The organism is Massilia sp. BGA-UO-ETr-WB1 (assembly GCF_059567845.1).
Window position 1 is genome coordinate 200,673 of the sequence record NZ_JCAQOT010000023.1, and the last position, 26,816, is coordinate 227,488.

The 26,816-nt window shown below is 68.7% G+C and carries 20 protein-coding genes and 2 pseudogenes; 14 read left to right on the top strand and 8 right to left on the bottom strand.

Annotated features, from left to right (window positions below; genetic code table 11):
* Positions 1-91 precede the first annotated feature (91 nt).
* Positions 92-847: pseudogene (gene blaOXA, locus AC56DV_RS09410) on the top strand (class D beta-lactamase); the annotation flags it as partial.
* A 63-nt stretch (positions 848-910) separates the two neighbouring features.
* Positions 911-1,948: pseudogene (gene ampC / locus AC56DV_RS09415) on the top strand (class C beta-lactamase); the annotation flags it as partial.
* Here the strand turns inward: ampC and AC56DV_RS09420 are convergent.
* The 3 genes from AC56DV_RS09420 to AC56DV_RS09430 all read right to left on the bottom strand — a co-directional run bounded on the left by AC56DV_RS09420 (position 1,945) and on the right by AC56DV_RS09430 (position 3,555).
* Positions 1,945-2,496 carry a DinB family protein gene (locus AC56DV_RS09420; RefSeq protein ID WP_496314029.1) on the bottom strand — a complete coding sequence of 184 codons (552 nt, stop codon included), beginning with the start codon at positions 2,494-2,496 and terminating at the stop codon, positions 1,945-1,947. The pseudogene ampC and the gene AC56DV_RS09420 sit on opposite strands and share 4 nt — an antisense overlap.
* The gene (locus AC56DV_RS09425; RefSeq protein WP_496314030.1) at positions 2,493-2,735 is read right to left on the bottom strand and encodes a DUF3820 family protein; all 243 of its coding nucleotides are present in this window, start codon (positions 2,733-2,735) and stop codon (positions 2,493-2,495) included. Before AC56DV_RS09425 ends, AC56DV_RS09420 begins: the two co-directional genes overlap by 4 nt.
* Positions 2,736-2,808: 73 nt before the next feature.
* On the bottom strand, positions 2,809-3,555 hold the full coding sequence (locus AC56DV_RS09430; RefSeq protein WP_496314031.1) for a substrate-binding periplasmic protein: 747 nt from the start codon (positions 3,553-3,555) through the stop codon (positions 2,809-2,811).
* Between the two features lie 104 nt (positions 3,556-3,659).
* Here AC56DV_RS09430 and AC56DV_RS09435 point away from each other — a divergent pair, with 104 nt between their 5' ends.
* The gene (locus AC56DV_RS09435; RefSeq protein WP_496314032.1) at positions 3,660-4,871 is read left to right on the top strand and encodes an MFS transporter; all 1,212 of its coding nucleotides are present in this window, start codon (positions 3,660-3,662) and stop codon (positions 4,869-4,871) included.
* 13 nt (positions 4,872-4,884) lie between these two features.
* On the opposite strand, the gene dgt is transcribed toward AC56DV_RS09435, so the two are convergent.
* Entirely contained in the window at positions 4,885-6,096 is a 1,212-nt protein-coding gene (dgt, locus tag AC56DV_RS09440; protein ID WP_496314033.1) for a dGTP triphosphohydrolase, read from the bottom strand.
* A gap of 99 nt (positions 6,097-6,195) precedes the next feature.
* Here dgt and AC56DV_RS09445 point away from each other — a divergent pair, with 99 nt between their 5' ends.
* From AC56DV_RS09445 to AC56DV_RS09460, 4 genes are all read left to right on the top strand, one after another.
* Positions 6,196-7,674 carry a sodium:solute symporter gene (locus AC56DV_RS09445; RefSeq protein ID WP_496314034.1) on the top strand — a complete coding sequence of 493 codons (1,479 nt, stop codon included), beginning with the start codon at positions 6,196-6,198 and terminating at the stop codon, positions 7,672-7,674.
* Between the two features lie 71 nt (positions 7,675-7,745).
* The gene (gene sppA, locus AC56DV_RS09450; RefSeq protein ID WP_496314035.1) at positions 7,746-9,617 is read left to right on the top strand and encodes a signal peptide peptidase SppA; all 1,872 of its coding nucleotides are present in this window, start codon (positions 7,746-7,748) and stop codon (positions 9,615-9,617) included.
* Between the two features lie 32 nt (positions 9,618-9,649).
* The gene (locus AC56DV_RS09455) at positions 9,650-10,207 is read left to right on the top strand and encodes a GNAT family N-acetyltransferase (protein WP_496314036.1); all 558 of its coding nucleotides are present in this window, start codon (positions 9,650-9,652) and stop codon (positions 10,205-10,207) included.
* Between the two features lie 128 nt (positions 10,208-10,335).
* Positions 10,336-10,932 carry a hypothetical protein gene (locus AC56DV_RS09460; protein WP_496314037.1) on the top strand — a complete coding sequence of 199 codons (597 nt, stop codon included), beginning with the start codon at positions 10,336-10,338 and terminating at the stop codon, positions 10,930-10,932.
* A gap of 6 nt (positions 10,933-10,938) precedes the next feature.
* On the opposite strand, the gene AC56DV_RS09465 is transcribed toward AC56DV_RS09460, so the two are convergent.
* A complete protein-coding gene (locus AC56DV_RS09465) occupies positions 10,939-11,916 on the bottom strand; it encodes a hypothetical protein (RefSeq protein WP_496314038.1) in 978 nt (325 codons plus the stop codon).
* A gap of 102 nt (positions 11,917-12,018) precedes the next feature.
* Entirely contained in the window at positions 12,019-13,368 is a 1,350-nt protein-coding gene (locus tag AC56DV_RS09470; RefSeq protein ID WP_496314039.1) for a S8 family serine peptidase, read from the bottom strand.
* Positions 13,369-13,464: 96 nt separating this feature from the next.
* On the opposite strand from AC56DV_RS09470, the gene AC56DV_RS09475 reads away from it, so the two are divergent.
* The 3 genes from AC56DV_RS09475 (at position 13,465) to AC56DV_RS09485 (ending at position 14,926) form a co-directional block, all read left to right on the top strand.
* Entirely contained in the window at positions 13,465-13,959 is a 495-nt protein-coding gene (locus tag AC56DV_RS09475) for an RNA polymerase sigma factor (protein ID WP_496314040.1), read from the top strand.
* On the top strand, positions 13,956-14,690 hold the full coding sequence (locus AC56DV_RS09480; RefSeq protein WP_496314041.1) for an anti-sigma factor family protein: 735 nt from the start codon (positions 13,956-13,958) through the stop codon (positions 14,688-14,690). The genes AC56DV_RS09475 and AC56DV_RS09480 overlap by 4 nt, the downstream gene beginning before the upstream one ends.
* 152 nt (positions 14,691-14,842) lie before the next feature.
* Positions 14,843-14,926, top strand: coding sequence for a PEP-CTERM sorting domain-containing protein (locus AC56DV_RS09485; RefSeq protein ID WP_496314712.1), 84 nt, complete (start codon positions 14,843-14,845; stop codon positions 14,924-14,926).
* A gap of 23 nt (positions 14,927-14,949) precedes the next feature.
* Here AC56DV_RS09485 and AC56DV_RS09490 read toward each other — a convergent pair whose 3' ends face one another.
* A complete protein-coding gene (locus AC56DV_RS09490; protein WP_496314042.1) occupies positions 14,950-16,389 on the bottom strand; it encodes a sensor histidine kinase in 1,440 nt (479 codons plus the stop codon).
* Positions 16,389-17,081, bottom strand: a complete 693-nt coding sequence (locus tag AC56DV_RS09495) for a response regulator (RefSeq protein ID WP_496314043.1) — start codon at positions 17,079-17,081, stop codon at positions 16,389-16,391. The genes AC56DV_RS09490 and AC56DV_RS09495 overlap by 1 nt, the downstream gene beginning before the upstream one ends.
* Before the next feature lie 250 nt (positions 17,082-17,331).
* On the opposite strand from AC56DV_RS09495, the gene AC56DV_RS09500 reads away from it, so the two are divergent.
* From AC56DV_RS09500 to AC56DV_RS09515, 4 genes are read left to right on the top strand one after another with little or no spacing between them, the layout of a single operon-like run.
* Positions 17,332-18,807: an efflux RND transporter periplasmic adaptor subunit gene (locus tag AC56DV_RS09500; protein ID WP_496314044.1), complete on the top strand. Its 1,476-nt coding sequence runs from the start codon at positions 17,332-17,334 to the stop codon at positions 18,805-18,807.
* Positions 18,804-21,938, top strand: a complete 3,135-nt coding sequence (locus AC56DV_RS09505) for an efflux RND transporter permease subunit (protein ID WP_496314045.1) — start codon at positions 18,804-18,806, stop codon at positions 21,936-21,938. Before AC56DV_RS09500 ends, AC56DV_RS09505 begins: the two co-directional genes overlap by 4 nt.
* On the top strand, positions 21,935-25,165 hold the full coding sequence (locus tag AC56DV_RS09510) for an efflux RND transporter permease subunit (protein WP_496314046.1): 3,231 nt from the start codon (positions 21,935-21,937) through the stop codon (positions 25,163-25,165). The genes AC56DV_RS09505 and AC56DV_RS09510 overlap by 4 nt, the downstream gene beginning before the upstream one ends.
* Positions 25,162-26,718, top strand: a complete 1,557-nt coding sequence (locus tag AC56DV_RS09515; protein WP_496314047.1) for a TolC family protein — start codon at positions 25,162-25,164, stop codon at positions 26,716-26,718. The genes AC56DV_RS09510 and AC56DV_RS09515 overlap by 4 nt, the downstream gene beginning before the upstream one ends.
* Positions 26,719-26,816 lie beyond the last annotated feature (98 nt).

Below are 26,816 nucleotides of genomic sequence, written 5' to 3' on the forward strand. Positions count from 1 at the left end.
ATGTCACCAAAAATAAAATGTTTGACACATGTGTGACCAATGTCGCATGATGGCCATGTTTGTCGCATTCCGCGACGTTGAGAGGAGAAGTATGACGTTCCGCATGATCGCCCTGGCTGCGCTGGCCGCCGCTCCCGCCGCCCACGGCGCCGAAATCTGTACCGCGCTGGCCGACGCCGCCAGCGGCAAGATCCTGATGCAGCGCGGCGACTGCCAGCGCGAAGTGACGCCCGCGTCCACCTTCAAGATCCCGCTCAGCCTGATGGGCTACGACGCCGGCTTCCTGAAGGACGAGCACGCGCCGGAACTGCCGTTCCGCCAGGGCTATGTGGACTGGCGCCCCAGCTGGCGCAGCGCGGCCGATCCGGCCAAGTGGATGAGCGAATCGGTGGTGTGGTACTCGCAGCAGCTCACGCTGTCGCTGGGCAAGACGCGCTTCGCCGCCTACACCAAGCGCTTCGAGTACGGCAACGCGGACGTGGCGGGCGACGCCAGGAACGACGGGCTGACCGCGTCCTGGCTGGGGTCCTCGCTGCGCATTTCACCGCTGGGCCAGCTGTCCTTCCTGGGCAAGGTGGTGAACCGCGGGCTGGGCGTGAGCGATCATGCCTACGAGATGACGGCGCGCCTCACGGCGTTCGGCCAGGCGCCGGAAGGCTGGCGCATCAACGGCAAGACCGGCAGCGGCTCGGGCTACGGCTGGTATGTGGGCTGGGCCGCGAAGGGCGAGCGCAAGTATGTGTTCGCGCGCCTGATCCAGAAGGACAAGGGCGATCCGCAGGAAGTGTCCGGCGGCGTGCTGGCGCGGGACGGCTTGATCGCGGAATTTCCCGCACTGGTCAACGCCATCGAGGTGGACCAGGCGGTTAAGCCGCTGCTGGAAAAGCATGCGATTCCCGGCATGGCGGTGGCGCTGAGCGTGAACGGCAAGCATTACTTCTACAACTACGGCGTGGCGTCGAAGGAAACCGGGCAGGCGGTCAGCAGCGCCACGCTGTTCGAGCTCGGTTCGCTGAGCAAGCCTTTCACGGTGACCCTGGCGGCCTACGCGCAGGCGCAGGGCAAGCTGGCCTTGACGGATCCGGTCAGCCGCCACGTGCCCTACCTGCGCGGCAGCGTGTTCGACCGCGTCAACCTGATCCACCTGGGTACGCACACGGTGGGCGATTTTCCGATGCAGGTGCCGGAGCAGGTCAAGACCTATGAGCAGCTGATGGACTATTACAAGAACTGGCAGCCGGGCCATGCGGCCGGCACGCACCGCACTTACTCCAACCTGGGCATCGGCTTGCTGTCCATCGCCGCCGCCGGCAGCCTGGGCGTGCCGTATGTGGACGCGGTGGAGCGGACGCTGTTCCCGGCGCTGGGCATGGAGCACAGCTACATCAAGGTGCCGGCCGGGCAGATGGCGCAGTATGCGCAGGGCTACAACAGCAAGGGCGCGCCGGTGCGCGTCAATCCCGGCGTGCTGGCCGACGAGGCCTACGGCGTGAAAAGCAATACGCGCGACATGATCCGCTTTGTGGACGCCAATATGGGCCTGGCGCCGCTGGAGGCCAAGCTGGCGCGCGCCGTCGTGGAGACGCATGCCGGCTACTTCCAGGTGGGCGCCATGACGCAGGACCTGATCTGGGAGCAGTATCCGGGCCAGGCGGGGCTGGAGCAGCTGCTGACCAGCACGGCGGAGAAGATGGTGTGGGAAGCGAACCCGGTCGCCGCCATTGCGCCGCCGCTGGCGCCGCAGGCCGACGCCTGGCTGCACAAGACCGGCTCCACCGGCGGCTTCGCGGCCTATGCGCTGTTCAATCCGGCGCGCAAGGTGGGCATTGTCATGCTGTCCAACCGTGGCTTGCCGGGCAGCGAGCGGGTGGGCGCGGCCTATGCGGTGCTGAACAGGGTTGCGCCGGCTGCTGCGCCTGTGCCTGCCGCTGCCGCTGCTGCGCCCTAGGGCGCGAGGTCGGGAATCAGCGCCAGCAGGTCGGTCACGCCCACGTCCACGCCGGCTTGCGACAGCAGCGTGGTGGCCTGGCCGCGGTGGTGGGTCTGGTGGTTGAAGAAGTGCACCAGCACGTCGAACAGCGGCTTGGCGTGGGTGTCGCCGTTCATGCGCGCGTAGCGCAGCACGCCGTCCAGTTCGGCTTCCGTGAGCGCCACGGCCCAGGCGGCGATCACGCCGTCCAGCCAGGCGCGGTGGGCGGCCATCGGCGCCAGCGCGTCGAACAGCGGCGCGTCCAGGCTGGCCGGCATGGCCAGCGCCCGCACCGGCGCCAGCGCCGCGAACGCGGCCGGCGATGCGTCCGGCGCGGCGGCGAAGCGCTTGAGCCACACCGTGTCGGCCACCAGCAGGTGGTTCAGCGTGCCGAGCAGCGAGCCGAAGAACGCGCCCCGGTCGCGCGCCAGCTCATCGGCAGGCAGCGCGGCGGCGGCCTGGTACAGCTTCTGGTTCATCCAGCTGTTATACGCGGACATCAATTGGACGTGGCTGCTGCGGCTCATCGGGGCGTTCTCAGGTTGGGGCGCAGCGGAGCGGGACGCAAAGGGTCGAGCAGGCTGCGCAGGTTGTTGTGGTCGAGTTCGTACATCAGGGCCAGCAGGGCGCCCAGATGGCCGCCGGGGAAGCCTTCGCGGGCGAACCAGCCCAGGTAGTGGCCGGGCAGGTCGGCCAGCACGCGGCCCTTGTATTTTCCATAGGGCATTTCATAGATCAGCAACTGGGCCAGGGCTTCGGGATTCATGGCGGGTGGGTGTTTGGCTTGGGCGGACTGGCATTGTGTGGAAATCGCGCGCGATGCGCAAGCGCCGCGTCGGCTAATGGGTCAGCGGCAAGCCGTGGCTGGCCGCGATCCGGCGGAACGCGCCGTTTTTCTTGACGGTGTGCAGGGCCTTGTTGAACTGCCGCAGCCAGTGCTCCGCGTCGTGATGGCGGCGCGACACCATCAGGTAGTTGGCGTTGCTGTCGAACGCCTTGTCCACGCTGAAAAAGTGCCCGGCGTCGGCGGCGAAGCGGTGGTTGATCAGATGCAGGCCGACGTTTTCGTCGGCGATGGCGAGCTCGAAGCGTCCCACTTGCAGCTTCTCGAAATTGCGCTCCTCGTTGATGGCCAGATCGAGCGTGATGCCGGCATCGCTGAACAATTTGACATACCAGTAGCCGGCCACGCCGCCGATGCGGTATTTGCGCAGGTCGGCCAGGCCGTCGAAGGGGACGTCGAGCTTGTCGCCGTTGCGGCTGTAATAGAAGAATTTCGTCTTGCGCGAATACAGGCTGTCCGAGAACAGGTACAGCTGCTCGCGTTCCGGCGTGCGGATGTAGGGCACGGCGCCCCAGGCTTCGGCCGTGTCGAGCGCCGCCGTGCAGCGTTTCCAGGGCATCAGCTTGAACACGAAGCCGACGCCCATTTCCTTGCCGATTTCGTCGAACAGCTCGGTCAGGAAACTGTCTTCGGCCTTGCTGCTGACGTAGGGCGGATATTCGCTGGAGGCGATGACGAGCTGCCCCGCCGCCGGTCCCAGGCACGCCAGGCTCAGCAACATGGACGCGATCAGCTTGCTCATGGCTTATATTTGCTCCCGGATCAATTATCTTCTGCTGCGAGGCATCTTTTTTGAAATAAAAAATGGCCCGATACTGCGTGACATCAACTTTACAGGAGTATGTTATGCCTATTGCCTTGCTGGCGCTGACCATCAGCGCGTTTGCCATCGGGACCACCGAGTTTGTCATTGTCGGGCTGTTGCCGACCATCGCCGCCGACCTGGGCGTGAATCTGCCGTCGGCCGGGCTGCTGGTGAGCCTGTACGCGCTGGGCGTGGCGGTGGGCGCGCCGGTGCTGACCGCGCTGACCGGCAAGCTGCCGCGCAAGACCCTGCTGTTGTCGCTGATGGTGCTGTTTACGGCCGGTAACCTGATGGCCTGGATGGCGCCCGGCTACGCCTCGCTGGTGGTGGCGCGCGTGCTGACCGGCCTGGCGCACGGCGTGTTCTTCTCGATCGGCTCGACCATCGCCACCTCGCTGGTGCCCAAGGACAAGGCGGCCTCGGCGATCGCCATCATGTTCACCGGCCTGACGGTGGCGCTGGTGACCGGCGTGCCGCTGGGCACCTTCATCGGCCAGCACTTCGGCTGGCGCGCCACCTTCCTGGCCGTGTCGGCGCTGGGCATTATCGCCTTCATCGGCAGCATGCTGTACGTGCCCAAGTCGATCAAGCACAGCGCGCCGGCTTCGCTGCTGCAGCAGGTGAAAGTGCTGGGCCAGCCGCGCCTGCTGCTGGTGTACGCCATGACGGCGGTGGGCTACGGCGGCTCCTTCATCGCCTTCACCTACCTGGCGCCGATCCTGCAGGGCCTGGCCGGCTTCAGCGAGAACGCGGTGGGCCTGGTGATGCTGGTGTACGGCGTGTCTGTGGCGGTGGGCAATATCTGGGGCGGCAAGCTGGCCGACCAGCGCGGCCCGGTCAGCGCGCTGAAGATCATTTTCGCCGGCCTGGCGGCCGTGCTGCTGGCGCTGAGCTTCACCGCCTCGCACCCGTGGCTGGTGGTGGCGACCGTGCTGCTGTGGGGCGCGGTGGCGTTCGGCAACGTGGCCGGCTTGCAGGTGTACGTGGTGCAGCAGGCGGAACACTACACGCCGCGCGCGGTGGATGTGGCCTCCGGCCTGAACATCGCGGCCTTCAACCTGGGCATCGCCGGCGGCGCCTGGGGCGGCGGCCTGATCGTCGAGCACCTGGGCCTGGTGCACACGGGCTGGATCGGCGCGCTGGTGGTGCTGGGCGCGCTGGGCCTGACGGCGCTGAGCGGCCGCCTGGACCGCCTGAACCCGCGTGCCGCGGACCCTGCCGCGCCGCGCGCGGCGCGGGTGGCGGCGCACTAGGCCGGGCCCCGGGTCAGGCGCGCCGGTAGATGGCGTCCAGGCTGCCGGGGCCGAAGTAGCGTTCGTATTCCTGCGCCGCGTACGAGTCCATCATGCCGGCGATGTAGTCGATCACCAGGCGTTCGCGGCTGTCCTTCAGGCAGCGCAGCTCGGGCGGCAGCAGGATGTTGTCCTTGTTGTACTGCTTGTCCGTCAGCACCTCGAACAGGCCGCGGATGATCTTCTCGCCGCGCTTTTCGTACAGCTGCACGTCCTTCTTGCGCAGGATGGCTTTCCACAGCAGGCTCTTCAGGCCCTTGGCCAGCAGTTCGGCCGAGCGGTAGCCCAGCTGGCCGTCCACCACGGCCAGGTCGCGGCACAGCGTGTGCACGATTTCCGAGGTCAGCTCCTTGCGCAGCACGATGGAATATTCCTCGGACGAGGCCTGCTGCTCGCATTTGAGCGCCTCGTTGTGGGCCCGCTCGGCGATGGCGGAAAACAGCGGGTAGGCGGGGCCGTAGTCGGCGCTGATCTTGAACTCGTGCGCGATCTCGCCCACGGTGATGATGCCGAAGCTGAGCGCATCCTCCACGTCGTGCGCCGCGTAGGCGATCTCGTCGGACAAATCCATGATCTGCGCGTCGATGCTCTTGCGCGCCGTGATGCCGTGCCTGGCCAGCTCCCCGGTGAGGAAGGCGTGGTCCTCGTCGTACAGGAACTTGCGGGCGTTCTCGGTGCGGGTGTGGAAGTACTTGGTGATGCCGAACAGCGTGCGCACCGTCAGGTTCAGGCCGGCGTAGCCGTAGTGGCGCTTTTCCAGCGTGCGCAGGATGCGGAAGGCCTGCGCGTTGCCTTCGAAGCCGCCGTGCTCGGCGCACAGGCTGTTCAGGATTTTCTCGCCGTAGTGGCCGAACGGCGGGTTGCCGATGTCGTGCGCCAGCGCACAGGTTTCCGACACCACGCTGCGCTCCAGCCCCATGTCGGCGGCGATCGAGCGCGCGATCTGCGCCACCTCCAGGCTGTGCGTGAGGCGGTTGCGGTTGGACTGGTTGGCGTCCACCCCCAGCAGCTGCATCTTGCCCTGCAGGCGGCGGAACGAGGCCGCGTACAGCACCCGCGCGTAGTCGCGCATGGCGTCCTCGCGGCCGTCGCTGCGGCTGTCGTGCTGCTGGTGCACGCGGTATTCCAGGGGCCGCACCAGGGCTTCCTGGGCGCGGGCGTAGGCGATCGTTTCTGCTGAGTACATGCGATAACTCTGGGTGATGGAGGGGCAAAGGGATTCTAGACCAGCGCGCGCCGGATCGGGTGTATATTGCTGGCGAAATATTTCTGAATCGGAATGCCCATGTCGCCCGTTGCCCTGTTTAGCGTCGTCCTCGCGTATTTTGCCTTGCTGCTGGGCGTGGCCTGGCTCACGTCGCGCAACGCCAACAACGACAGTTTCTTCATCGGCAACAAGAACAGCAACTGGATGCTGGTGGCCTTCGGCATGGTGGGCACCACCCTGAGCGGGGTCACCTTCATCAGCGTGCCGGGCGCGGTGGGGCGCGACGGCTTCGGCTACCTGCAGATCGTGCTGGGCTACACGCTGGGCTACATCGCGGTGGCCTACGTGCTCTTGCCGCTGTATTACCGGCTCGGGCTGACCTCGATCTACCACTACCTGGACGTGCGCCTGGGACGGCGCGCCTACCAGAGCGGGGCGGCCTTCTTCATCCTGTCGCGCACGCTGGGCGCCACGGCGCGCCTGTACCTGGTGGTCAATATCCTGCAGGCCACCATCCTCGACAGCCTGGGCGTGCCGTTCTGGGCCACCAACCTGGTGATCCTGCTGATGATCTTGCTCTACACCTACGAGGGCGGCGTCAAGACCATCGTCTGGACCGACACCCTGCAGACCAGCGGCATGCTGCTGGGCCTGGTGGTCTGCGTGGGCTGGCTGCTGCACCAGATGGACCTGGGCCTGCTCGACAGCCTGGCGCGCATGGAGGCCAGCGGCCTGGCGCGGGTCTTGACGACGGACGTGGACAGCCCCACTTACTTCTGGAAGCAGGTGCTGGCCGGCATGTTCATCACGATCGCGATGACGGGCATGGACCAGGAGATGATGCAGAAAAATATCTCGGTGAGCACAGTGGGCAATTCGCAGAAGAACATGGTGGCGCTGACCCTGATCCTGGTGGGCGTGCTGTCGCTGTTCCTGTTCCTGGGCGGCCTGCTGCACCTGTACGCGCCCATCGCCGGCGTGGCCGCCGAGGGCGACAAGCTGTTCCCGGCGGTGGTGATGGGCCATATGCCGGCCGCGATCCAGCTGATCTTCTTCATCGCGCTGGTGTCGGCGCTGTTTCCCAGCGCGGACGGCGCCATCACGGCGCTGACGTCCTCGTTCTGCATCGACATCCTGGGCCTGCAGCGGCGCGCCGGCCTGGACGAGCGCGCCCGCACCGGCCTGCGGCACCGGGTGCACCTGGCTTTCTGCGCGCTGTTCCTGGTGCTGGTGATGGTGTTCAAGTGGATCGACAGCGCCAGCATGATAGGCGTGATCCTGAAGCTGGCCGGCTACACCTACGGCCCGCTGCTGGGCCTGTTCGCCTTCGGCATCCTGACCCGGCGCGCCGTGCAGGACCGCTGGGTGCCGCTGGCGGTGCTGGCCGGGCCGCTGCTGTGCTGGCTCATAGACCGCAATCAAGCCTTGCTGTTCGGCACGTACAAGCTGGGCTTGGAGCTGCTGATCGTTAACGGCCTGCTGGTCATGGGCGGGCTGTGGCTGATTTCGTCACCGGCGCGCGTGGCGCGCGGTGAGCGTGCCGTAAGCGTCCCCTAAGCATTTTCATGGGCAAAAAGGGCCGATTTCGCTTACAGTGTTGTCAGATTTAAATTATTCAAGGAGCATCCATGTCACGATCTATTGTTTCCCGCATTGGCAGCGGTTTCGCCTATGCCTGGCGCGCGCTGGACTTCGGCCGCCGCGCCATCCTGAATGTGCTGTTCCTGATCGTGCTGATCGTGCTGGCCGTGGCCATCTTCAGCGGCGGCCCGAAGCCGCTGGGCGCCAAGACCATGCTGGTGCTGGACCTGAAGGGCGAGCTGGTGGAGCAGGGCAGCACCGGCGTGCGCGACGCCGTGAAAGCCAACCTGATGGGCGGCGAAGTGCGCCGCACCGTGCAGCTGCGCGACGTGCGCAACGTGCTCGACACGGCCGCCAGGGACCCGCAGATCGCCGGCGCCGTGCTGCTGCTGGACGAGCTGGAAGGCGGCGGCCAGGCCAGCCTGCGCGAAGTGGCCGGCGCCGTCGAGCGCTTCAAGGCCAGCGGCAAGAAGGTGGTGGCCTGGGGTTCCAGCTACAGCCAGCGCCAGTACCTGGTGGCCTCGCACGCCAATGAAGTGTACCTGCACCCGATGGGCGCGGTGCTGCTGGAAGGCTTCGGCCGCCACCGCAACTACTACCGCGACGCGCTCGACAAGATCGGCGTGACGGTCAACCTGCTCAAAGTGGGCACCTACAAGAGCTTTGCCGAGCCCTTTATCGCCAACGGCCCGTCGCCGGCGGCCACCGAGGCCGAGGCTTACCTGAACAACGCGCTGTGGACCAGCTACACGGATGACGTGGAAAAGGCGCGCAAGCTGCCGCAGGGCCACATCATGAAGAACATCAACGAGCTGCCGGCGCTGGTGGAGGCGGCCAACGGCAACCTGGCCAAGGTGACCCTGGACGCCAAGCTGGTGGACGGCCTGAAGACGCGCGACGAGATCCGCAAGATGATGATGGAGCGCGGCGAGAAGGACGCGCACGGCAAGTCCTTCCGCCAGGTGAGCTATGAGGACTATCTGTCGCGCGTGCATTCGAAGGTGATGGGCGACGCGGTGGGCGTGGTGATGGCGGTGGGCGACATCAGCGACGGCGTGGCGCCGGCCGGTTCCATCGGCGGCCTGTCGACGTCCAACCTGATCCGCATGGCGCGCGAGGACGACAGCATCAAGGCCATCGTGCTGCGCGTGAATTCGCCGGGCGGCAGCGCCTTCGGCTCGGAGCTGATCCGCCGCGAGCTGGAACTGACGCGCGCGGCCGGCAAGCCGGTGGTGGTGTCCATGGGCGACCTGGCCGCTTCCGGCGGCTACTGGATTTCGATGGCGTCCGACGAGGTGATCGCCGAGCCGAACACCATCACCGGCTCGATCGGCGTGTTCGCGCTGGTGCCGCGCGCCGACAAGGTGATCGACAAGCTGGGCATCCACACGGCCGGCGTGACCACCACCTGGCTGGCCGACGCGGCCAACCCGTTGCGTCCGCTGGATCCGCGTTTCGGGCAGATCATCCAGGGCAGCATCAACCACATTTACTCGGAGTTCACCACCAAGGCGGCTGCGGCGCGCAAGACCACGCCGGAGAAGATCAACGAGGTGGCGCAGGGCCGCGTGTGGACCGGCGTGCAGGCCAAGGAGCGCGGCCTGGTGGACCGCGTGGGCACGTACGGCGACGCGCTGAAGGCGGCCGCCGACCGCGCCAAGCTGGGCAGCGATTACCGCGTGGCGTACATCGAGCGCGAGGTGTCCAAGTTCGACAAGATCGTCGAGTTCTTCGGCGGTTCGGCTGCGCAGGCTGCGGCACAGGCTTTCGCGCCGTACGTGAAGGCGACGCTGGCGCCGACCGGCATGCCGCTGGGCGCCGCTGCGGAGGCGGTGCAGGAATTGAACTGGCTGTCCGAGGTGGCCGATAAGCGCAAGCCGTTCACGGCGGTCACGCACTGCTTGTGCGAATCGCCTTGATGGGCGCGCAGTTCGCGCAGCCGGTGCATTCTGTGTCTGTGCCTGCTGTGCCTGCTGCGGCTGCGGCTGCGGCGCGCTTGTCGCTGCGGCCACTGGCACTGGGCGAGCTGGCCGATTTGGCTGCTTCGCGCATCCCGGCGGGCATGGAAGGGCGCGCGCAGCCGGGCGCCTTGCCGCCCGCGTTCGTGGCGCAGCGCGCGCTGGACCGCATTGGGCAGGGGGCGTCCGAGTTCTGGTGCGCGACTTTTTTGATCGTGCGCGACGACGAGGAAATCGTTGGCGGCTGCGGTTTCAAGGGCGAGCCTGCAGAGGGGCGCGTTGAAATCGCCTATGGCATCGCTCCCGCGCACCGCCGGCAGGGCGCCGCCGCCGCTGCCGTGCAGGCCTTGATCGAGCTGGCGTTCGCCAACGGCGTGCGCGAGGTGTTCGCCGAAATCCTTCCCGACAACGCCGCCTCCATCGCGGTGGTCCGCAAGCTCGGCTTCCGCCTCGACGGCTCGCGGGTCGATGAGGACGGCGATGTGGTGAGCATGTATTCGTTCGTACCCCCTGTAGGACAGCGTACTGAAACCGGTACTGAAATCTCCTGAAAGGTACTGCAATCTACTGAAATCCCACTGCAGCGGTACTGAACTATAGGTCGCTGTTGAGGTCTAACTACTGATGGCGTTTCAGTATCTTTCAGTAGGTTTCAGTACTTTTCAGGAGGGATTTCAGCATGTTGTCCTGCACGGCACTCCAACTACCAACAGACACCCTGCATCGCCTGCTGGATTTTCTGCGCAACACCGGCAGCAAACTGGATGCGGCTGCGGCTGTCGATGAAGCGATCCAGGACTGGCAGGACCGCATGCGGCAAGACGAAGGCAGCGGCGATCGAACGCCCAAGGGCTACCAGTGGAAGACACTGTTCTTGCCCGAGGGCACTCGCCTCGCTGCTTTCTGCCAAGGCGATTATGCCTACGCCTACGTGGTGGGCGACAGGCTGTTGTATCAAGGCGAACCCACCTCGCCGAACCGGTTTGTGAAGGAAGCCTCCGGCTACGTCCGCAACGCATGGACCGACATTGCCGTGCGCTTCCCCGGCGAAATCCGAGCCCAGAGCGCCTTCGCGCTGCGCCGCGCCCTGGAGCGTGCCGCCAAAGAGCGCCCGCCGGCGCCCTTGGCACCCCGCGCATACTGCCCGCCCGCGCTGCCGGAGCCAGAGCCGCCGCCGATATTCAAGTCTCAAAGACCGCCCCCGCCGGCGGCGGACGAATGGCCCTACATCGACCGCCGCGCGCTGCGGGTGTATCCAGACTGGGAACCGTTCTAGAGATTTTCACATCGAAGTAGCACCGCCGTTCGCGGCGCTGTCGCCGCGCGCCGAGCCGCTGCCGTTGGCCGAACCGCTGCCGCTCGCCGTGCCGCCCAGGCTGACGGACGGTTGGGCGCTGGCGCCTTCTGCTGCGCCCCGCGCGCCGCTCATCGCAGCCTGCTTGCTGCCCTTCGCCGCGCCGGAAGCCGTCGCGGCGCTGGACTGCGCGTAGGAGCGGGTGTTGTCGGCCTGCGCCTTCACACCGTCGCGCACGGGCGCCGCCGTGCCGCGTGCCGCCTGTGCCGCATTGCCAGCAAGTTGACGGCTGCCGCTGCCGTCCGCACCGGCCGAGACGCCGACGCTGCCATGTCCGTTGCCGCTTGCGCCCCCGTTTGCGCTGCCGTTTGCGCGGCCGCCGCCGTCAACCACGCCGCCGGCACCCAAGGCGTGCAGCGGACCGGCATTCGCCGCAGCCGGAGCCGAATTGCTTGCGCCTGCTGGCGTGCCGCCTTGTGCCGGCTGGGTGGCCGTGGCCGCCGTGGCCGGGGCCAGGTTGCTGGCCAGCGAACCGGAGCCGTTTGCGCTGCCCGCCGCCTGCCCATCCGCCGTGGCGGACTTCGACCCGAACAAGCTGCTGAAGAAGCCCGGCTTCTGGCCCGCCGCCGCACTGTCGGTGGCCGCCGCCGGCTGCGCGCCCGTCAGCTTGCCGGCAAGGCTGCCCGAACCGCTGCCGGCCGCGCTGCCGCTTGCCGCACCGTCCGCGCGGCCGGCATCGATAGCGCCGGTGACGGAGCGGGGCGCATCGAGCATGCTGGCGCGGCTGCCGGCCGCACCCATGCCGCCCATGCCGCCCATGCCCGTCACCTGCCCGCCGAAACTGCCCGCGCCGCCTATCATGCCGCCCACGGGGCCGCCACGGCCCAGCAATTGCGCCTGCGCCGAGCAAGCCACGCCGATGGACAGCGCGATAATCAGTTGTTTAGCGATGGTCTGGTTTTTCATGATGTTCTCCTTGTCGTTGGCCGCAGACTGTCTGCCGCCGTTGAAAGGAAAACGTCCCTGTCCAGCCGTTTAATCCATCGCTGCGAAAATATTTTTCAAAATTTATTGGAATGCCGACGGATCGGTACGAAATGCCGCGCCCAGCACGCCGTGGCCGGTCTCGTTGCTCTGCGTGCCCGCCGCCACGCCGGCCGCCTGTTTGGCCAGCGCCGCCAGCGCCTCGCGGGCGGCTGCGGGCGCGGGCCGGGGCAGGGCGTCCGCCAGCAGCGCGGCCACGATGGGCGCAGCGAACGAAGTGCCGCGCACCACGCGGTAAGGCGGACGGCCCATGGCCGCGCTCACCATCTGGCTGCCCGGCGCCGCGAACATGACCTGCGGCCCGCGCGCGGCCTCGGGCAGCGGGCGGCCGCGCTTGTCCACGCCGCTCACGCCCACCACGCCGGGATAGCTGGCCGGATACAGCGGCGGCGCGGCGGGGCCGTCGTTGCCCACCGCCGCCACCAGCAGATGTCCGCGCCTGACCATGCCGGCCACCACGCGCTCCAATATCTGGTTGGGCGGGCCGACCAGGCTCAGGTTCACCACCGCCACCTGTTCGCGCGCCATCCAGCCCAGCGCGGCGGCCACGCGCGCGGCCGAGCCGCCGGTGGCGCTGTCGCAGTAGATATCGGCCGCATACAGGGCCGCGTGCGGCGCCACGCCCTTGAAGCGGGCCGACTGTCCCACCATCAGCGCCGCCACCGCCGTGCCGTGCGCGCTTGGATGGGCCGCGCCGTCGCAGCCCCAGCGGACAATCGACGCGTCGCGGAACACATCATGGCCGCGCTCGACGCCGCCATCCACCAGGCCCACCCTGGAACCCGCACCTGCCGCCGCCGGCTGGCTGCGCGCTTGCCCGCCTTGACCGCCTTGACCGTCAGCCTGCGCCGCGTCCGCGTCCGCTGCCGTGCCGCTGCCGCTGCCGCTGCCGGTATACACATGGTTGAAATCGTAGGCGCCCTCCGGATCGAGCGCGCGCAGCTGTTCCAGCGCGGCGGCCGTGCTCGCGCCATCGGGAACGCGCAGCACGACCATGCGCTCGCCGCCATCCAGCACTTGCTCGCTGTGGACGGCCAGCCCGGCCGCCTGCGCTGCCGCCAGTCCTTGCGCGCTGGGCGACCAGGCCAGGATCTCGCCCCGTACGACCGGTTCCCCGCGCGGGTCCGCCTCCAGTACGGCGCGGTGCCGCTGCAACAGGCCGGCGACGCGCTCCAGGCGCAGGGCGCGCAGGTCTGCGGGGACGGTGCGGTCCAGCAGGCTCCGGCCGGACTCGCGCAACTGGGCCGCGCCGAGCGGATCTTGCAACTGCGGCAATTGTGGAAGTTGCAATTGCGGCAAGCGCAACTGGGCATGGGCGGCGCCGGCGGTGCACAGCGTGCAGGCCAGCGCGGTAAGCAGGGTTTGGATACGCATGATAGTCGGATGATAGTATAAGAAATCGCACTTTCTTTTGGTTAAACGAACGGGGCAGGGATTAAAATCCATCGCCGCATCGTTTACCTGTTATCCATGCCATCGATAAACACCGACATTGCCGCCTTGCTGCCGCGCCTGCGGCGTTTTGCCCGCACCATCACCTACCACAGGGAGGATGCGGACGACCTCGTGCAGATCGCCGTCGAGCGCGCGCTGAACCGCAGCGCCCAGTGGGAGGCCGGCACACGGCTCGACAGCTGGATCTTCAGGATCATGAAGAACGCCTGGATAGACGAGGTGCGCTCGCGCATGCGGCGCGACCGGCTGTTCGCGCCGGAGGAGGCGGGCGAGCATGTGGGCGACGAGGGCGCGGCGGCGCAGCAGCAGCGCATGGCGATCCAGAAGGCGGTCAGCCTGCTGTCCGACGAGCACCGCATCGTGGTGGCGCTGGTGCTGGTCGACGGCCTGCCGTACAAGGAGGCCGCCGAGGTGCTGGACATCCCGATGGGCACCCTGACCAGCCGCCTGGCGCGCGCCCGCGCGGCGCTGCAAGAACTGTTATCCGATACTGCGAGGACTGCAAGATGAGCTTTAGCGACGAGACCCTGATGGCCTATGCGGACGGCGAGCTGGACGAGCCGGCGCGCACCGAGGTCGAGCGCGCCATGCGCAGCGATCCGGCGCTGGCCGCGCGCGTGGCGCAACACCGGGCCCTGCGCTCGGACGTGTTCGCCGCGTTCGCGCCGATCGCCGACGAGCCGGTGCCGCCGGCGCTGCTGGCCGCCGCCATGCCGGACAAGGTGAGCGACCTGGGCGCGGCGCGCGCGGCCCGCAGCGAAACCCGGCGCCGCTGGGCGTGGCAGGAATGGGGTGCGATAGCGGCCTCCCTGTCGGTCGGCGTGCTGGTGGGCAGCCTGGTGCTGGGCGGCGGCAGCGGCAACGCCGGCGGCGAGCTGGCCGTAGCGCAGGGGCCAGGCGGCGCGCTCATCGCGCAAGGCCGCTTGGCGCACGCCCTGTCGAACCAGCTTGCCGGCGCATCGGAGGCCGGCGCAATCCGTATCGGTGTCAGCTTCGCCGCGACCGACGGCGCGCTGTGCCGCAGCTTCATCGCCGGCGCGTCCGCCGGGCTGGCCTGCCGCAGCGGCGAACAATGGAAGCTGGCCGTGTTGGCCGAAGCCGAAAAGAGCCAGGGCGGGGATTACCGCCAGGCCGGCAGCGCCATGCCGTCCGCCGTGCTGGATGCCATCGACGCCCGCATCGCCGGCAGCGCGCTCGACGCGCAGGCCGAGCAAGCCGCGCAGCGGCGCGGCTGGCGCTAACGCCCGCATCGCCAGCGAAGGCGCGCCCGATCGCGCCCAATCGCGCCAACCCCGCGCCAACCCCGCGCCAACCGGCTCCCCAGCATACGCCGTGTAGCGGGCGCGCGGTACACACATTCCCACACAACTGCTACGCGGCACTGCTGTCGCCGGTGCCGGAACCTGCTGCCTACGGCATGCTGCTGGCAGGACTCGGGCTGCTTGGCTGGCGCGGGCGCAGGGTTGACCGGCGCTGACTTTCGGTGAATTTGGCGCCCAGCTAGTCCCGCGCCAGTGGCAGCGTCACGACGAAAACGCTGCGCCCCGTATGCAGGTCGCCGCAGCGCGCCTCGCCGCCGTGGCGGCGCGCAATCTGCCGCACCAGCGCCAAACCGAGCCCCGAACCCACGCTGTCACGCGCATTGCTGCTGCGGTAGAAGGGCTCGAACACCTTGTCGAATTCCCCCCTCGGAATGCCCGGACCGGCGTCCTGCACCACGATCTCGGCGCAGGCCGTCTCGCCCGCGCCGCTGCGGCGCAGCTTGACCGTGGTGGGCGGCACGCCGTGGCGGCGCGCGTTCTCCAGCAGGTTGCGCAGCATGCGCCGCAGCAGGCGCGCGTCGCCGCGCACGGTCAGCGATTCGCCGTCCAGGTCCGCCTCGTCGTAGCGCGAACACTCCTCGGCCGCCAGCGGCAGCAGGTCCAGCGCCTCGTTCTCGGTGCGCTCGCCCACCGCATCCAGCCGGCTGGCCAGCAGGATCTCGTCGATCAGCTGGTCCAGTTCCGCGATGTCCTGCTCCAGCCCCGCGCGGCGCTTGGGCTCCACGCTGTCCTTGCTCAGCTCCAGCGCCAGGCGGATGCGCGCCAGCGGCGTGCGCAGTTCGTGCGAGGCGTTGGCCAGCATGGTCTTGTGCGCGCCCACCAGCGCCTCGATCTGGTCCGCCGAGCGGTTGAAACTGGCCGCCAGCGCGGCCACCTCGTCGCTGCCCTTGACCTCCACCCGCGCCGACAGATTGCCCGCGCCCAGCGACTCCACGCCTTTCTGCAGCTGCTCCAGGCGCCGCGTCACGCGCCGCACCACCGGGTAGGCGGCGATGGCGATGATGATGGCAAGGCCGATCAGGATGGTCTGCAGCCGCACGCGCGACGGCGCTTGCCGCAGCGGCGTGGTGGAGACGATGTGGCGGCCGTCGTCCAGGTGCATCTGGAAGCGGCGCTGGCGCAGCGGACGGTCGATGTCCTCGTCGCCGCGCGCCCAGCGGCGGGCCTGGTCCAGCGGCCCGGCGCGCGGCGCCGCATCGGCCTCCTGCGCCGCGCCGCCATGCTCACCATGCTGCCCGTGCTGCCCGTGCTGCCCGTGCTGGCCGCGCTCCATGCGCTCCTTGCGCTCCATGCGCTCGATGTGTTCCATGCGCTGCTGGCGCAGCATGCGCCGGTCCGGGCGCTCCAGCGGCTCGCCCACGTAGGCCAGGCGCTGCCAGTCCTTGCTGAACAGGGTGATATCGGTGCGCAGGCCGCGCGTCATGCGCTCCAGCGCCGCCTGCTGCTGCTCGGGCGGCGCTTCGGCGGCGGGCAAGGCATTCCGCAGCAGCGTGCCCAGCGTGCGGTCGGACAGTTCCATCGGCGCCCCGGCCCATTGCCACAGCAGCACCACGGCCAGGGTCAGCAGCGCCAGGCTGGCCAGCAGCGCGGCGTAGAAGCGGAAGTACAAACGCGGCATCAGTCCTGGTCCTTGGCGAACAGATAGCCCGCCCCGCGCACCGTGATGATGCGGCGCGGATGCTTGGGATCGTCCTCCACGGCGGCGCGGATGCGCGACATGTGCACGTCGATCGAGCGGTCGAACGCCTCGGCCTGGCCGCTGCTGGTGGCTTCCATCAGCGCCTCGCGCGACAGCACCCGGCCGGCGTTCCGGGCCAGCATCAGCAGCACGTCGAACTGGCAGGCGGTCAGCTCGCAGGCCTTGCCGTCCAGCCGCGCGCCGTAGGCGCCCGGTTCGATTTCCAGCCGCCCGAAGCGCAGCACTTCGTTGGCCGCGCGCTGCGCCTCGCCGCCCCTGCGCAGCACCGCGCGCAGGCGCGCCAGCAGTTCGCGCGGCTCGAAAGGCTTGGGCAGGTAATCGTCCGCGCCCAGCTCCAGGCCGATGATGCGGTCGATGGCGTCGCCGCGCGCGGTCAGCATCACCACCGGGATGTTGGAGGAGGCGCGCAGCTGGCGGCACACTTCCAGGCCGTCCATGTCCGGCAGCATCAGGTCCAGGATCACGGCGTCGGCCCGGTTGGCGGCCAGCCAGGCCAGCGCCGGCTTGGCGCGGGTGTGGGCGGTGACCTCGAATTTGGCCGTGGTCAGGTATTCGGACAGCATCTCGCTCAGGCGCGGATCGTCTTCGATAATCAGGATATGTTCGCTCATGCCCCATTTTACGGAGCATGGCGGCCGCCGGTCACCACAATTTTGTAGCAGCTTTGTATCGGGCCGCTACCCCGTGTAACAGGCCGCCGCCCCGCAGTTGCGGGCACTCTGGCTTGCATGATGGAAACTACCTGCGGCGGGGGCCGGAATTGTTTCAAACCGACACGTAGCCGAAATTTCATTGTGCTAGAGTCGATTCAACTCCCGGCGCGTACTGGGCGCGCCCCGCCAAAGAACAAGGACAATAGCGATGACATCGCCCACACCACCATCGAAGACCATTCCCGCCACCCCCAAGCGCAGCCGGCGCGCGCAAATCATCGGCGGCGTGCTGGCGGTGGCCGCCATGGCCGGCCTGGGTGGCCTGGCCTGGCATTTGACCCACCCGGCTGCCGGCCAGGGCACGCAAGCGGGCGGCCCGGGAGCAGGCCCCGGCGGCCCCGGCGGACCGGGCGGCCCCGGAGGGGGCGGGGGCGGACGGCGCGGCGGCGCGGCCACCACGGTGGGCGTGGCCACGGCCGACAAGGCCGACATCCCGGTGGTGCTGGACGCGCTGGGCACTGTCACGGCGGCGGCCACCACCACGGTCCGCCCGCAAGTGTCGGGCATCCTGCAGAAGGTGCTGTTCAAGGAAGGCCAGATGGTCAAGGCCGGCCAGGTGCTGGCGCAGATCGACCCGCGCCAGTTCGAACTGGCGCTGATGCAGGCCAGCGGCCAGCGCCAGCGCGACGAGGCCCAGCTGGAAAACGCCAGGCTGACGCTGGAGCGCTACCGCACGCTGCTGGCGCAGGACTCCATCGCGCGCCAGGACGTCGACACCCAGGCCGCGCAGGTCAAGCAGCTGGAAGGCACCGTCATGACCGACCGTGCCAACGAGGGCGTGGCGCGCCTGAACCTGGGCTACACCAAGGTGGTGGCGCCGATCAGCGGGCGGGTCGGCCTGCGGGTGGTCGATATCGGCAACCTGGTCAGTTCCGGCGACGCGGCCGGCATCGCCGTCATCACCCAGCTGTCGCCGATCGACGTGGAATTCTCGGTGCCGCAGGACCAGGGGCCGATGGTGATGGAGGGCGTGAACTCAGGCGCGCCGCTGCCGGCGCTGGCGCTGGACCGCACCCGCGCCGTGACGCTGGACGACGGCCGTTTCTACGCGCTGGACAACCAGGTCGACACGCAGACCGGCACCATCAAGGCCAAGGCGCGCTTCGCCAACGCCAAGAACACGCTGTTCCCCAGCCAGTTCGTCAACGTGCGCTTGGAACTGCGCACCATCAAGGACGCCGTGATGGTGCCGGTGACGGCGCTGCGCCACGGCAGCAAGGGCGATTTCGTCTATGTGCTGAACAGCGACAAGACGGTCAGCACGCGCGCCGTCACGCGCGGCCAGGCCACGGTGGACAAGGTGGAGATCCGCAGCGGCCTGAAGGCGGGCGAGCAGGTCATCACCGAAGGCGCGGACCGCCTGAAGGACGGCGCCAGGGTGACGCTGCCGGGCGACAGGCCGGGCGCGGGCGCAGGCGGCGGCCGGCGCGGCAAGCGCGAAGGGCAGGGCGGCGCCGCGGCTGCACCGGCCGGCGCCGAGGGGGCGCCAGCGCCGGCGGCAGGCACGCCTGCGGGCGCCGGCGCGCCGCACGGCGAACACCGCCGCCGCGACTGGTCCGCCCCCGGCGGCGCACCGGCACCGGCTCCGGCGGCGCCGTCCGCAACGCCGAAGCCAACGCCATGAGCCCGTCCCGCCCCTTCATCCAGCGCCCGGTGGCGACCTCGCTGCTGATGCTGGCCATCGTGCTGGCGGGCCTGGTCGGCTTCAAGTTCTTGCCGCTGTCGGCGCTGCCGCAAGTCGATTTCCCCACCATCCAGGTGCAGACGCTGTACCCCGGCGCCAGCCCGGAAGTGATGGGCCAGACCGTCACCGCGCCGCTGGAGCGCCAGTTCGGCCAGATGTCCGGCCTGCAGCGCATGAGCTCCACCAGCGCCGCCGGCGTGTCCATCATCACGCTGCAGTTCGGCCTGGGCCAGACGCTGGACGTGGCCGAGCAGGAAGTGCAGGCAGCCATCAACGCGGGCGGCTCGCTGCTGCCCACCGATCTGCCGGCGCCGCCGGTGTACGCCAAGGTGAACCCGGCCGACGCCCCCGTGCTGACGCTGGCGATCACCTCCGACACCATGCCGCTGACGGAAGTGCAGAACATCGTCAACACCCGCCTGGCGCTGAAGATCAGCCAGGTCTCCGGCGTCGGCCTGGTCACGCTGAGCGGCGGCCAGCGCCCGGCCGTGCGCATCCAGGCCGACACCCAGGCGCTGGCGTCCTACGGCCTCGGGCTGGACACGCTGCGCACCGCCATCACGGCCTCCAACGCCAACAGCGCCAAGGGCAGCTTCGACGGCCCCACGCGCTCGTTCACCATCAACGCCAACGACCAGCTGGTGACGGCCGATGACTACAAGAACCTGATCGTGGCCTACCGCAACGAGGCGCCGGTGCGCCTGTCCGAAGTGGCGCGCGTGGTCGACAGCGCCGAAAACGTCAAGCTGGGCGCCTGGTCCGGCCACGGCGGAACGCTGACCCCGGCCATCATCCTCAACGTGCAGCGCCAGCCCGGCGCCAACGTCATCGCCACCGTGGACGCCATCAAGGAGCGCCTGCCCGAGCTGCAGGCCGGCCTGCCCGGCGCGCTGAAAGTGGAGGTGCTGAGCGACCGCACCACCGGCATCCGCGCCTCCGTCAAGCACGTGGAATTCGAGCTGGTGCTGGCGGTGCTGCTGGTGGTGCTGGTGATCTTCTTCTTCCTGCACAGCGTGCGCGCCACCGTGATCGCCAGCCTGGCCGTGCCGATCTCGCTGATCGGCACCTTCGGACTGATGTATTTGCTGGGCTACAGCCTGAACAACCTGAGCCTGATGTCGCTCACCATCGCCACCGGCTTCGTGGTGGACGACGCCATCGTCATGATCGAGAACATCGCGCGCTACATCGAGGAAGGGGAGACGCCGATGGCCGCCGCCATCAAGGGCGCCACCCAGATCGGCTTCACCATCATCTCGCTGACGGTGTCGCTGATCGCGGTGCTGATCCCGCTGCTGTTCATGGGCGACGTGGTGGGCCGGCTGTTCCGCGAATTCGCCGTCACGCTGGCCATCACCATCCTGATTTCCGGCGTGGTGTCGCTGACCCTGGTGCCGATGATGTCGGCGCGCTGGCTCACCAGCCACAAGGACGACGCGCCGAACTCCTTCGGCGGCCGCGTGCAGCGCTTCTTCGACAAGGTGATCGCGCGCTACGACACTTCGCTGCAATGGGTGCTGCGGCGCCAGGGGCTGACCCTGCTGGTGGCGCTGGGCACCCTGCTGCTGACGGTGGTGCTCTACATCTTCATCCCCAAGGGCCTGTTCCCGACCCAGGACACCGGCCAGCTGCAGGCGCGCATCGAAACCGCGCAAGCCGTGTCCTACAGCCGCATGGCCGAGCTGCAGCAGGCCGCGGCCCGCGCCATCATGGAAGACCCGGATGTGGCCACGCTCAGTTCCGTGGTGGGCGTGGACGCGGCCAACAACACCATGCTGCACACCGGCCGCATGCTGATCAACCTGAAGGACAAGCGCGGCCACCAGGACGAGATCATGGAGCGCCTGCGCAAGCGCGTGGCCGCCGTGGCCGGCGTCACCATCTATTTGCAGCCGACCCAGGACCTGACCATCGACGCCGAATCCGGCCCGACGCAATACCGCGTGTCGCTGGAAGGCGCCGACACGGCCACCGTCACCGAATGGGCCGGCAAGCTGGCCGCGCAGATGCAGAAGCACGAGCAGCTGCGCAACGTGGTGTCGGACGCCGGCGCCACCGGCGTGGCCGCCCAGGTGACCATCGACCGCGACAGCGCCTCGCGCCTGTCCATCACCGCCGCCGCCATCGACGACGCGCTCTACAGCGCCTTCGGCCAGCGCATCGTGTCCACCATCTTCACCGAAACCAACCAGTATCGCGTGATCCTGGAGGCGCAGCCGGGCACCCTGACCACCCTCGAGTCGCTCGGCAACCTGCACCTGAAAACCGGCTCCGGCAAGCCCACGCCGCTGTCGGCGGTGGCCACCATCACCGAGAGGCCGGCGCCGCTGCAGATCACGCACGTGGCGCAGTACCCGGCCACCACCTTGGGCTTCGACACCGCGCCCGGCGTGTCGCTGGGCCGCTCGGTGGAAGCGGTGCGCGCGGCGGCCGGGGAAATCAAGCTGCCGCCGTCGGTCACCATGACCTTCCTGGGCGCGGCGGGCGCCTACCAGGCCTCGCTGTCGAACCAGCTGTGGCTGATCCTGGCGGCGGTGATCTGCGTCTACATCGTGCTGGGCGTGCTGTACGAGAGCTACATCCACCCGCTGACCATCCTGTCCACCCTGCCGTCGGCCGGCGTGGGCGCCTTGCTGGCGCTGATGGTGAGCGGCCAGGACCTGGGCGTGATCGGCATCATCGGCATCATCCTGCTGATCGGCATCGTCAAGAAGAACGCCATCATGATGATCGACTTCGCCATCGAGGCCGAAAGGGACGAGGGCAAATCGCCGCAGGAAGCCATCCACCAGGCCGCGCTGCTGCGCTTCCGCCCCATCCTGATGACCACCCTGGCCGCGCTGTTCGCCGCCGTGCCGCTGATGCTGGGCTTCGGCGAAGGCGCCGAGCTGCGCCGCCCGCTGGGCCTGTCCATCTTCGGCGGCCTGATCGTCAGCCAGGTGCTGACGCTGTACACCACGCCGGTGATCTACCTTGGCTTCGACCGCCTGGCGCAGCGCTGGCGCGGCAGGAAAGGTAAGGGCGAGGGCGTGCGCGCGGATGGCCGGGCGCAGCCGGGAGCGGGCCTGTGAACCTGTCCGAACCCTTCGTCCGGCGCCCCATCGCCACGGTGCTGCTGACCATCGGCCTGGCGCTGGCGGGCATCGGCGCCTTCTTCGTGCTGCCGGTATCGCCGCTGCCGCAGGTCGACTACCCGTCGATCTCGGTCAGCGCCAACCTGCCCGGCGCCAGCCCGGACACCATGGCTTCCAGCGTGGCCACGCCGCTCGAGCGGCGGCTGGGCGTGATCGCCGGCGTGAACGAAATGACGTCCTCCTCCGGCAGCGGCTCCACCCGCATCAGCCTGCAGTTCGACCTGAACCGCAAGATCGACGCGGCCGCGCGCGAAGTGCAGGCCGCCATCAACGCCTCGCGCGCCGACCTGCCGGCAACCCTGAAGAACAATCCCACCTACCGCAAGGCCAACCCGTCCGACGCGCCGGTCATCATCCTGGCGCTGACCTCGCCCACCCGCAAGCCGGGCCAGATCTACGAGGCCGTGTCCAACATCGTGCAGCAGAAGCTGGCGCAGGCGAAGGGCGTGGGCGACGTGGAAATCGGCGGCGGCTCGCTGCCGGCCGTGCGCGTGGAGCTGCTGCCGTACGCGGTGAACCGCTACGGCGTGTCGATGGAGGACGTGCGCGCCGCCATCCAGGCCTCCAACGCCAACCGCCCCAAGGGCGCGCTGGAAGGCGACGAGCGCCGCCTGCAGATCTACTCCGCCCCGGCGCGCGTGAGCGGCGTGGTGCCGGGCGCCGCCGCCGGAGCTGGCAATCCCCAGGCCCGCCCCAGCGCCGTGGATTACCGCGACCTGGTGGTGGCCTGGCGCGACGGCGCCGCCATCCGCCTGCGCGACATCGCCACCGTGGAGGACGGTGCGGAGAACAAGAACACGCTCGGCCTGTTCAACGGGGAGCCGGCCGTGATCGTGCTGATCACGCGCCAGCCGGGCGCCAACGTGATCGAAACCGTGGACGGCGTGCGCGCGCTGATCCCGCAGCTGCAGGCGCAGCTGCCGCCGGACGTGAAGCTGGAAGTGGCGTCCGACAGCACCAACTCGATCCGCTCCTCGCTGCATGAAATCGAACTGACGCTGGTCATCTCCATCGTCCTGGTGGTGCTGGTGGTGAGCGCCTTCCTGCGCAGCGCGCGCGCCACCATCATCCCGGCGGTGGCCACCGTGGTGTCGCTGCTGGGCACCTTCGGCGTCATGTATCTGCTGGGCTTCAGCCTGAACAACCTGAGCCTGATGGCGCTCACCGTGGCCACCGGCTTCGTGGTGGACGACGCCATCGTGGTGCTGGAAAACACCGCGCGCCACATCGAGGCCGGCATGGACCGCTTCAAGGCGGCGCTGCTGGGCGCGCGCGAAGTGGGCTTCACGGTGCTGTCGATTTCGCTGTCGCTGGTGGCCGTGTTCATTCCGCTGCTGTTCATGGGCGGCCAGGTGGGACGGCTGTTCCGCGAGTTCGCCGTCACGCTGTCGGTGGCGGTCATGATTTCGCTGGTGATCTCGCTCACCACCACGCCCATGATGTGCGCCTGGCTGCTGAAGCCCGGCCACGACGGCAAGCCGGAGGGCAGGGTGGCGCGCCTGTTCGAGCGCGGCTTCCAGGCCGTGCTGCGGGTGTATGCGCATTCGCTGGACTGGGCGCTGCACAGCCTGTGGCTGGTGATGGCGATCCTGGTGTTCGTGATCGGCCTGAACGTCTACCTGTTCGCGGCCGCGCCGAAAGGCTTCTTCCCGCAGCAGGACACGGGCCAGATCAACGGCGGCATGCGCGCCGACCAGAGCATCTCCTTCCAGGCCATGCAGGGCAAGCTGCGCCAGCTGGTCAACATCATCAAACGCGACCCGGCGGTGGCCACCGTAGTGGGCTTTACCGGCGGCTCGCGCGCCGGCGGCGGCTTCATGTTCATCAACCTCAAGCCCGCCTCCGAGCGCACCGATTCCGGCCAGGCCGTGATCGCGCGCCTGCGCCCGCAGCTGGCGCAGGTCACGGGCGTGTCGCTGTTCCTGAACACGGTGCAGGACTTGCGCATGGGCGGGCGCTCGGCCAACTCCACTTACCAGTACACGCTGAAGAGCGACAACCGGGCCGACCTGAAGGCCTGGGCCAGCAAGCTGGCCGACTCGATGAAGCAGCAGCCGGAGCTGATCGACGTGGATACCGACCAGGCCGAGAATGGCGTGGAGACCTTCGTCACCATCGACAAGGACACCATCACGCGCATGGGCATCGGCGTGCGCGACGTCGACAATGCGCTGTACAACGCCTTTGGCCAGCGCCAGGTGGCCACCATCTACGATGAGCTGAACCAGTACAAGGTGGTGATGGAGGTGGCGCCCGAGTACGCCAAGAGCCCGGAGGCGCTGAAGGACGTGTACGTGTCCGCCAGGGGCGCGGGCGGCGGTTCCAACAACGTGGCCGCCGCGCGCGACGCGTCCACCGGCTCGGCGCTGAGCGTGTCGCCGGCGGCCATGGTGCCGCTGCCGGCCATCGCCAGCTTTGCGGAAAGCTCCACGCCCACCTCGGTCAACCACCAGGACGGGGAACTGGCCACCACGGTGTCGTTCAACCTGGCCGAAGGGTTCAGCCTGAGCGACGGCCAGGCCGCCGTCAAGCAGGCCGAGGCCGACATCGGCATGCCCAACAATGTGCGCGGCAGCTTCCAGGGCACGGCCAAGGCGGCCGACGACAGCAACAAGCAGCAGCCCTTGCTGATCCTTGCGGCCATCGTGGTGATCTACATCGTGCTGGGCATCCTGTACGAGAGCCTGGTGCATCCGGTGACGGTGCTGTCCACCTTGCCGTCGGCGGGCGTGGGAGCGGTGCTGGCGCTGCTGATGTTCAAGATGGAGTTTTCCATCATTGCGCTGATCGGCGTGTTCCTGCTGATCGGCATCGTCAAGAAGAACGCCATCCTGATTATCGACTTTGCGCTGGAGGCCGAGCGCGCGCGCGGGCTGACGGCGGTCGAGGCGGTGCGCGAAGCGTGCCTGCTGCGCTTCCGGCCCATCCTGATGACCACCCTGGCCGCCGCGCTGGGCGCCTTGCCGCTGGCGATAGGCTTCGGCGAAGGCTCCGAGCTGCGCCAGCCGCTGGGCATCGCCATCATCGGCGGCCTGATCGCCAGCCAGCTATTGACCTTGCTGACCACGCCGGTGGTCTACATCCTGATGGACAGGCTGCGCAGCCGCAGCGAGTCCGAAATCCAATTGAGCAGGCAGGCAACTGCCGAACCGAGCACGCCATGAACAAGCACCCCCTTACTCCCGTTTCGTTGGCCCTGCTGGCGGTATTTTCCCTGGCTGGTTGCGCGGTCGGGCCGAAGTACGAAGTCCCTTCCACGCCGCAAGCGGCTGCCTTCAAGGAGGCCGAAGGCTGGGCGCCCGCCGCGCCGGCCGACATGCTGGAGCGCGGCCCGTGGTGGACGCTGTTCGGCGACCCGGTGCTGAACGATCTGGCCGCCTCCATCGAGGTGTCCAACCAGAACGTGGCCGCCGCTGCCGCGTCCTATGCACAGGCGCGCGCGCTGGTGGCCGAGCAGCGCGCCCAGTTGTTCCCGGCGGTGGATCTGACCGGCAGCGCCAACCGCAGCGGCGGAGGCGGCGCCACGCGCACCTCCAGCGCCTACCGGGTGAACCTGGGCGGCAGCTGGGAGCCGGACATCTGGGGCCGCCTCGGCGCCGCCAGTACGGCCGCCAGCGCCAGCGCCGCCGCCAGCGCCGCCGACCTGGCCGCCGCGCGCCTGTCCGCGCAGGGCGAACTGGCGGCCAACTACTTTGCGCTGCGCCAGGCCGACGCGCAAAAAGCGCTGCTGGACGCCACCGTGCAAGGCTACGAGCGGGTGCTGCAGATCACGCAGAACCGCTTCAGCGCCGCCATCGCCGCCAAGTCGGACGTGCTGCAGGCTGAAACCCAGCTGGCCAACGCGCGCATAGACCTGATCAGCATCACGCGCCAGCGCGCCCAGCTCGAACACGCCATCGCCGTCCTGCTGGGCAAGGCCCCGGCCGAGTTCACGCTGGCCCCGCTGCCCCAAGCCGCCAGCCTCGCGCTGCCATCGATCGCCTCCGCCAGCAGCACTGCTGTAACCCAGCCCGGCGCCGCGCCCCCGCAGCTCGACGGCTCGGGGCGCATCGTCATGGCGCCGCCGCTGATCTACGCCTCGCCGGCCGGCGCCGAGCCGGCAGCGTGGGGCGGGGCGGTGGTGCCCGCCGTGCCGGCCGTGGTGCCGTCCGCGCTGCTGCAGCGCCGGCCCGACATCGCCGCCGCCGAGCGCCGCGTGGCCGCCGCCAACGAACAGATCGGCATCGCTCGCGCCGCCTACTTCCCCAACCTGAACCTGAGCGCCTCCTACGGCTTCGGCGCCAGCGCCGCCTCCGGCCTGTTCAATGCCTCGAACAGCCTGTGGTCGCTCGGCCTGTCGGCCGCGCAGACCATCTTCGATGCCGGCGCCACCAAGGCCCGCGTGGCCGGCGCCGAGGCTTCGCGCGACGCGGCCATCGCCCGCTACCGCCAGACCGTGCTGGCCGCCTTCGCCGACGTGGAAGACCAGCTGGCCGCCAGCCGCGCCCTGGAGCAGCAGCAGGCGCACCGCCGCACGGCCGCCGCCGCCGCCGACCAGGTGGAGCAGCAGATGCTGAACCGCTACCGCGCCGGCCAGGTCGCCTACACCGACGTGGTGCAGGCCCAGGTGACGGCCCTGAACGCCCGCCGCGCCCTGCTGCAGGCCCAGGCCGACCGCCAGACCACGGCCGTGGCCCTGATCCAGTCGCTGGGCGGCGGCTGGCATGCGGACCGCTAGCTGTCGCGAAAGGGCGCGCGCCCGATAGCGGGCGCTGGCTTTCAGGCAGGGCGTTTTGTATAATCGACAATCCGGATTAGCGCCTTTTCAAAGCCCAG

What these genes read in the sequence shown, in the direction of transcription:
- AC56DV_RS09480 (WP_496314041.1), top strand. Translation starts at nt 13,956, where the DNA reads ATGAGCTTTAGCGACGAGACCCTGATGGCCTATGCGGACGGCGAGCTG.
- AC56DV_RS09500 (WP_496314044.1), top strand. Translation starts at nt 17,332, where the DNA reads ATGACATCGCCCACACCACCATCGAAGACCATTCCCGCCACCCCCAAG.
- AC56DV_RS09425 (WP_496314030.1), bottom strand. Translation starts at nt 2,735, where the DNA reads ATGAATCCCGAAGCCCTGGCCCAGTTGCTGATCTATGAAATGCCCTAT.
- AC56DV_RS09475 (WP_496314040.1), top strand. Translation starts at nt 13,465, where the DNA reads ATGCCATCGATAAACACCGACATTGCCGCCTTGCTGCCGCGCCTGCGG.
- AC56DV_RS09435 (WP_496314032.1), top strand. Translation starts at nt 3,660, where the DNA reads ATGCCTATTGCCTTGCTGGCGCTGACCATCAGCGCGTTTGCCATCGGG.
- AC56DV_RS09515 (WP_496314047.1), top strand. Translation starts at nt 25,162, where the DNA reads ATGAACAAGCACCCCCTTACTCCCGTTTCGTTGGCCCTGCTGGCGGTA.
- AC56DV_RS09430 (WP_496314031.1), bottom strand. Translation starts at nt 3,555, where the DNA reads ATGAGCAAGCTGATCGCGTCCATGTTGCTGAGCCTGGCGTGCCTGGGA.
- AC56DV_RS09470 (WP_496314039.1), bottom strand. Translation starts at nt 13,368, where the DNA reads ATGCGTATCCAAACCCTGCTTACCGCGCTGGCCTGCACGCTGTGCACC.
- AC56DV_RS09505 (WP_496314045.1), top strand. Translation starts at nt 18,804, where the DNA reads ATGAGCCCGTCCCGCCCCTTCATCCAGCGCCCGGTGGCGACCTCGCTG.
- dgt (WP_496314033.1), bottom strand. Translation starts at nt 6,096, where the DNA reads ATGTACTCAGCAGAAACGATCGCCTACGCCCGCGCCCAGGAAGCCCTG.
- sppA (WP_496314035.1), top strand. Translation starts at nt 7,746, where the DNA reads ATGTCACGATCTATTGTTTCCCGCATTGGCAGCGGTTTCGCCTATGCC.
- AC56DV_RS09490 (WP_496314042.1), bottom strand. Translation starts at nt 16,389, where the DNA reads ATGCCGCGTTTGTACTTCCGCTTCTACGCCGCGCTGCTGGCCAGCCTG.
- AC56DV_RS09495 (WP_496314043.1), bottom strand. Translation starts at nt 17,081, where the DNA reads ATGAGCGAACATATCCTGATTATCGAAGACGATCCGCGCCTGAGCGAG.
- AC56DV_RS09460 (WP_496314037.1), top strand. Translation starts at nt 10,336, where the DNA reads ATGTTGTCCTGCACGGCACTCCAACTACCAACAGACACCCTGCATCGC.
- AC56DV_RS09465 (WP_496314038.1), bottom strand. Translation starts at nt 11,916, where the DNA reads ATGAAAAACCAGACCATCGCTAAACAACTGATTATCGCGCTGTCCATC.
- AC56DV_RS09420 (WP_496314029.1), bottom strand. Translation starts at nt 2,496, where the DNA reads ATGAGCCGCAGCAGCCACGTCCAATTGATGTCCGCGTATAACAGCTGG.
- AC56DV_RS09445 (WP_496314034.1), top strand. Translation starts at nt 6,196, where the DNA reads ATGTCGCCCGTTGCCCTGTTTAGCGTCGTCCTCGCGTATTTTGCCTTG.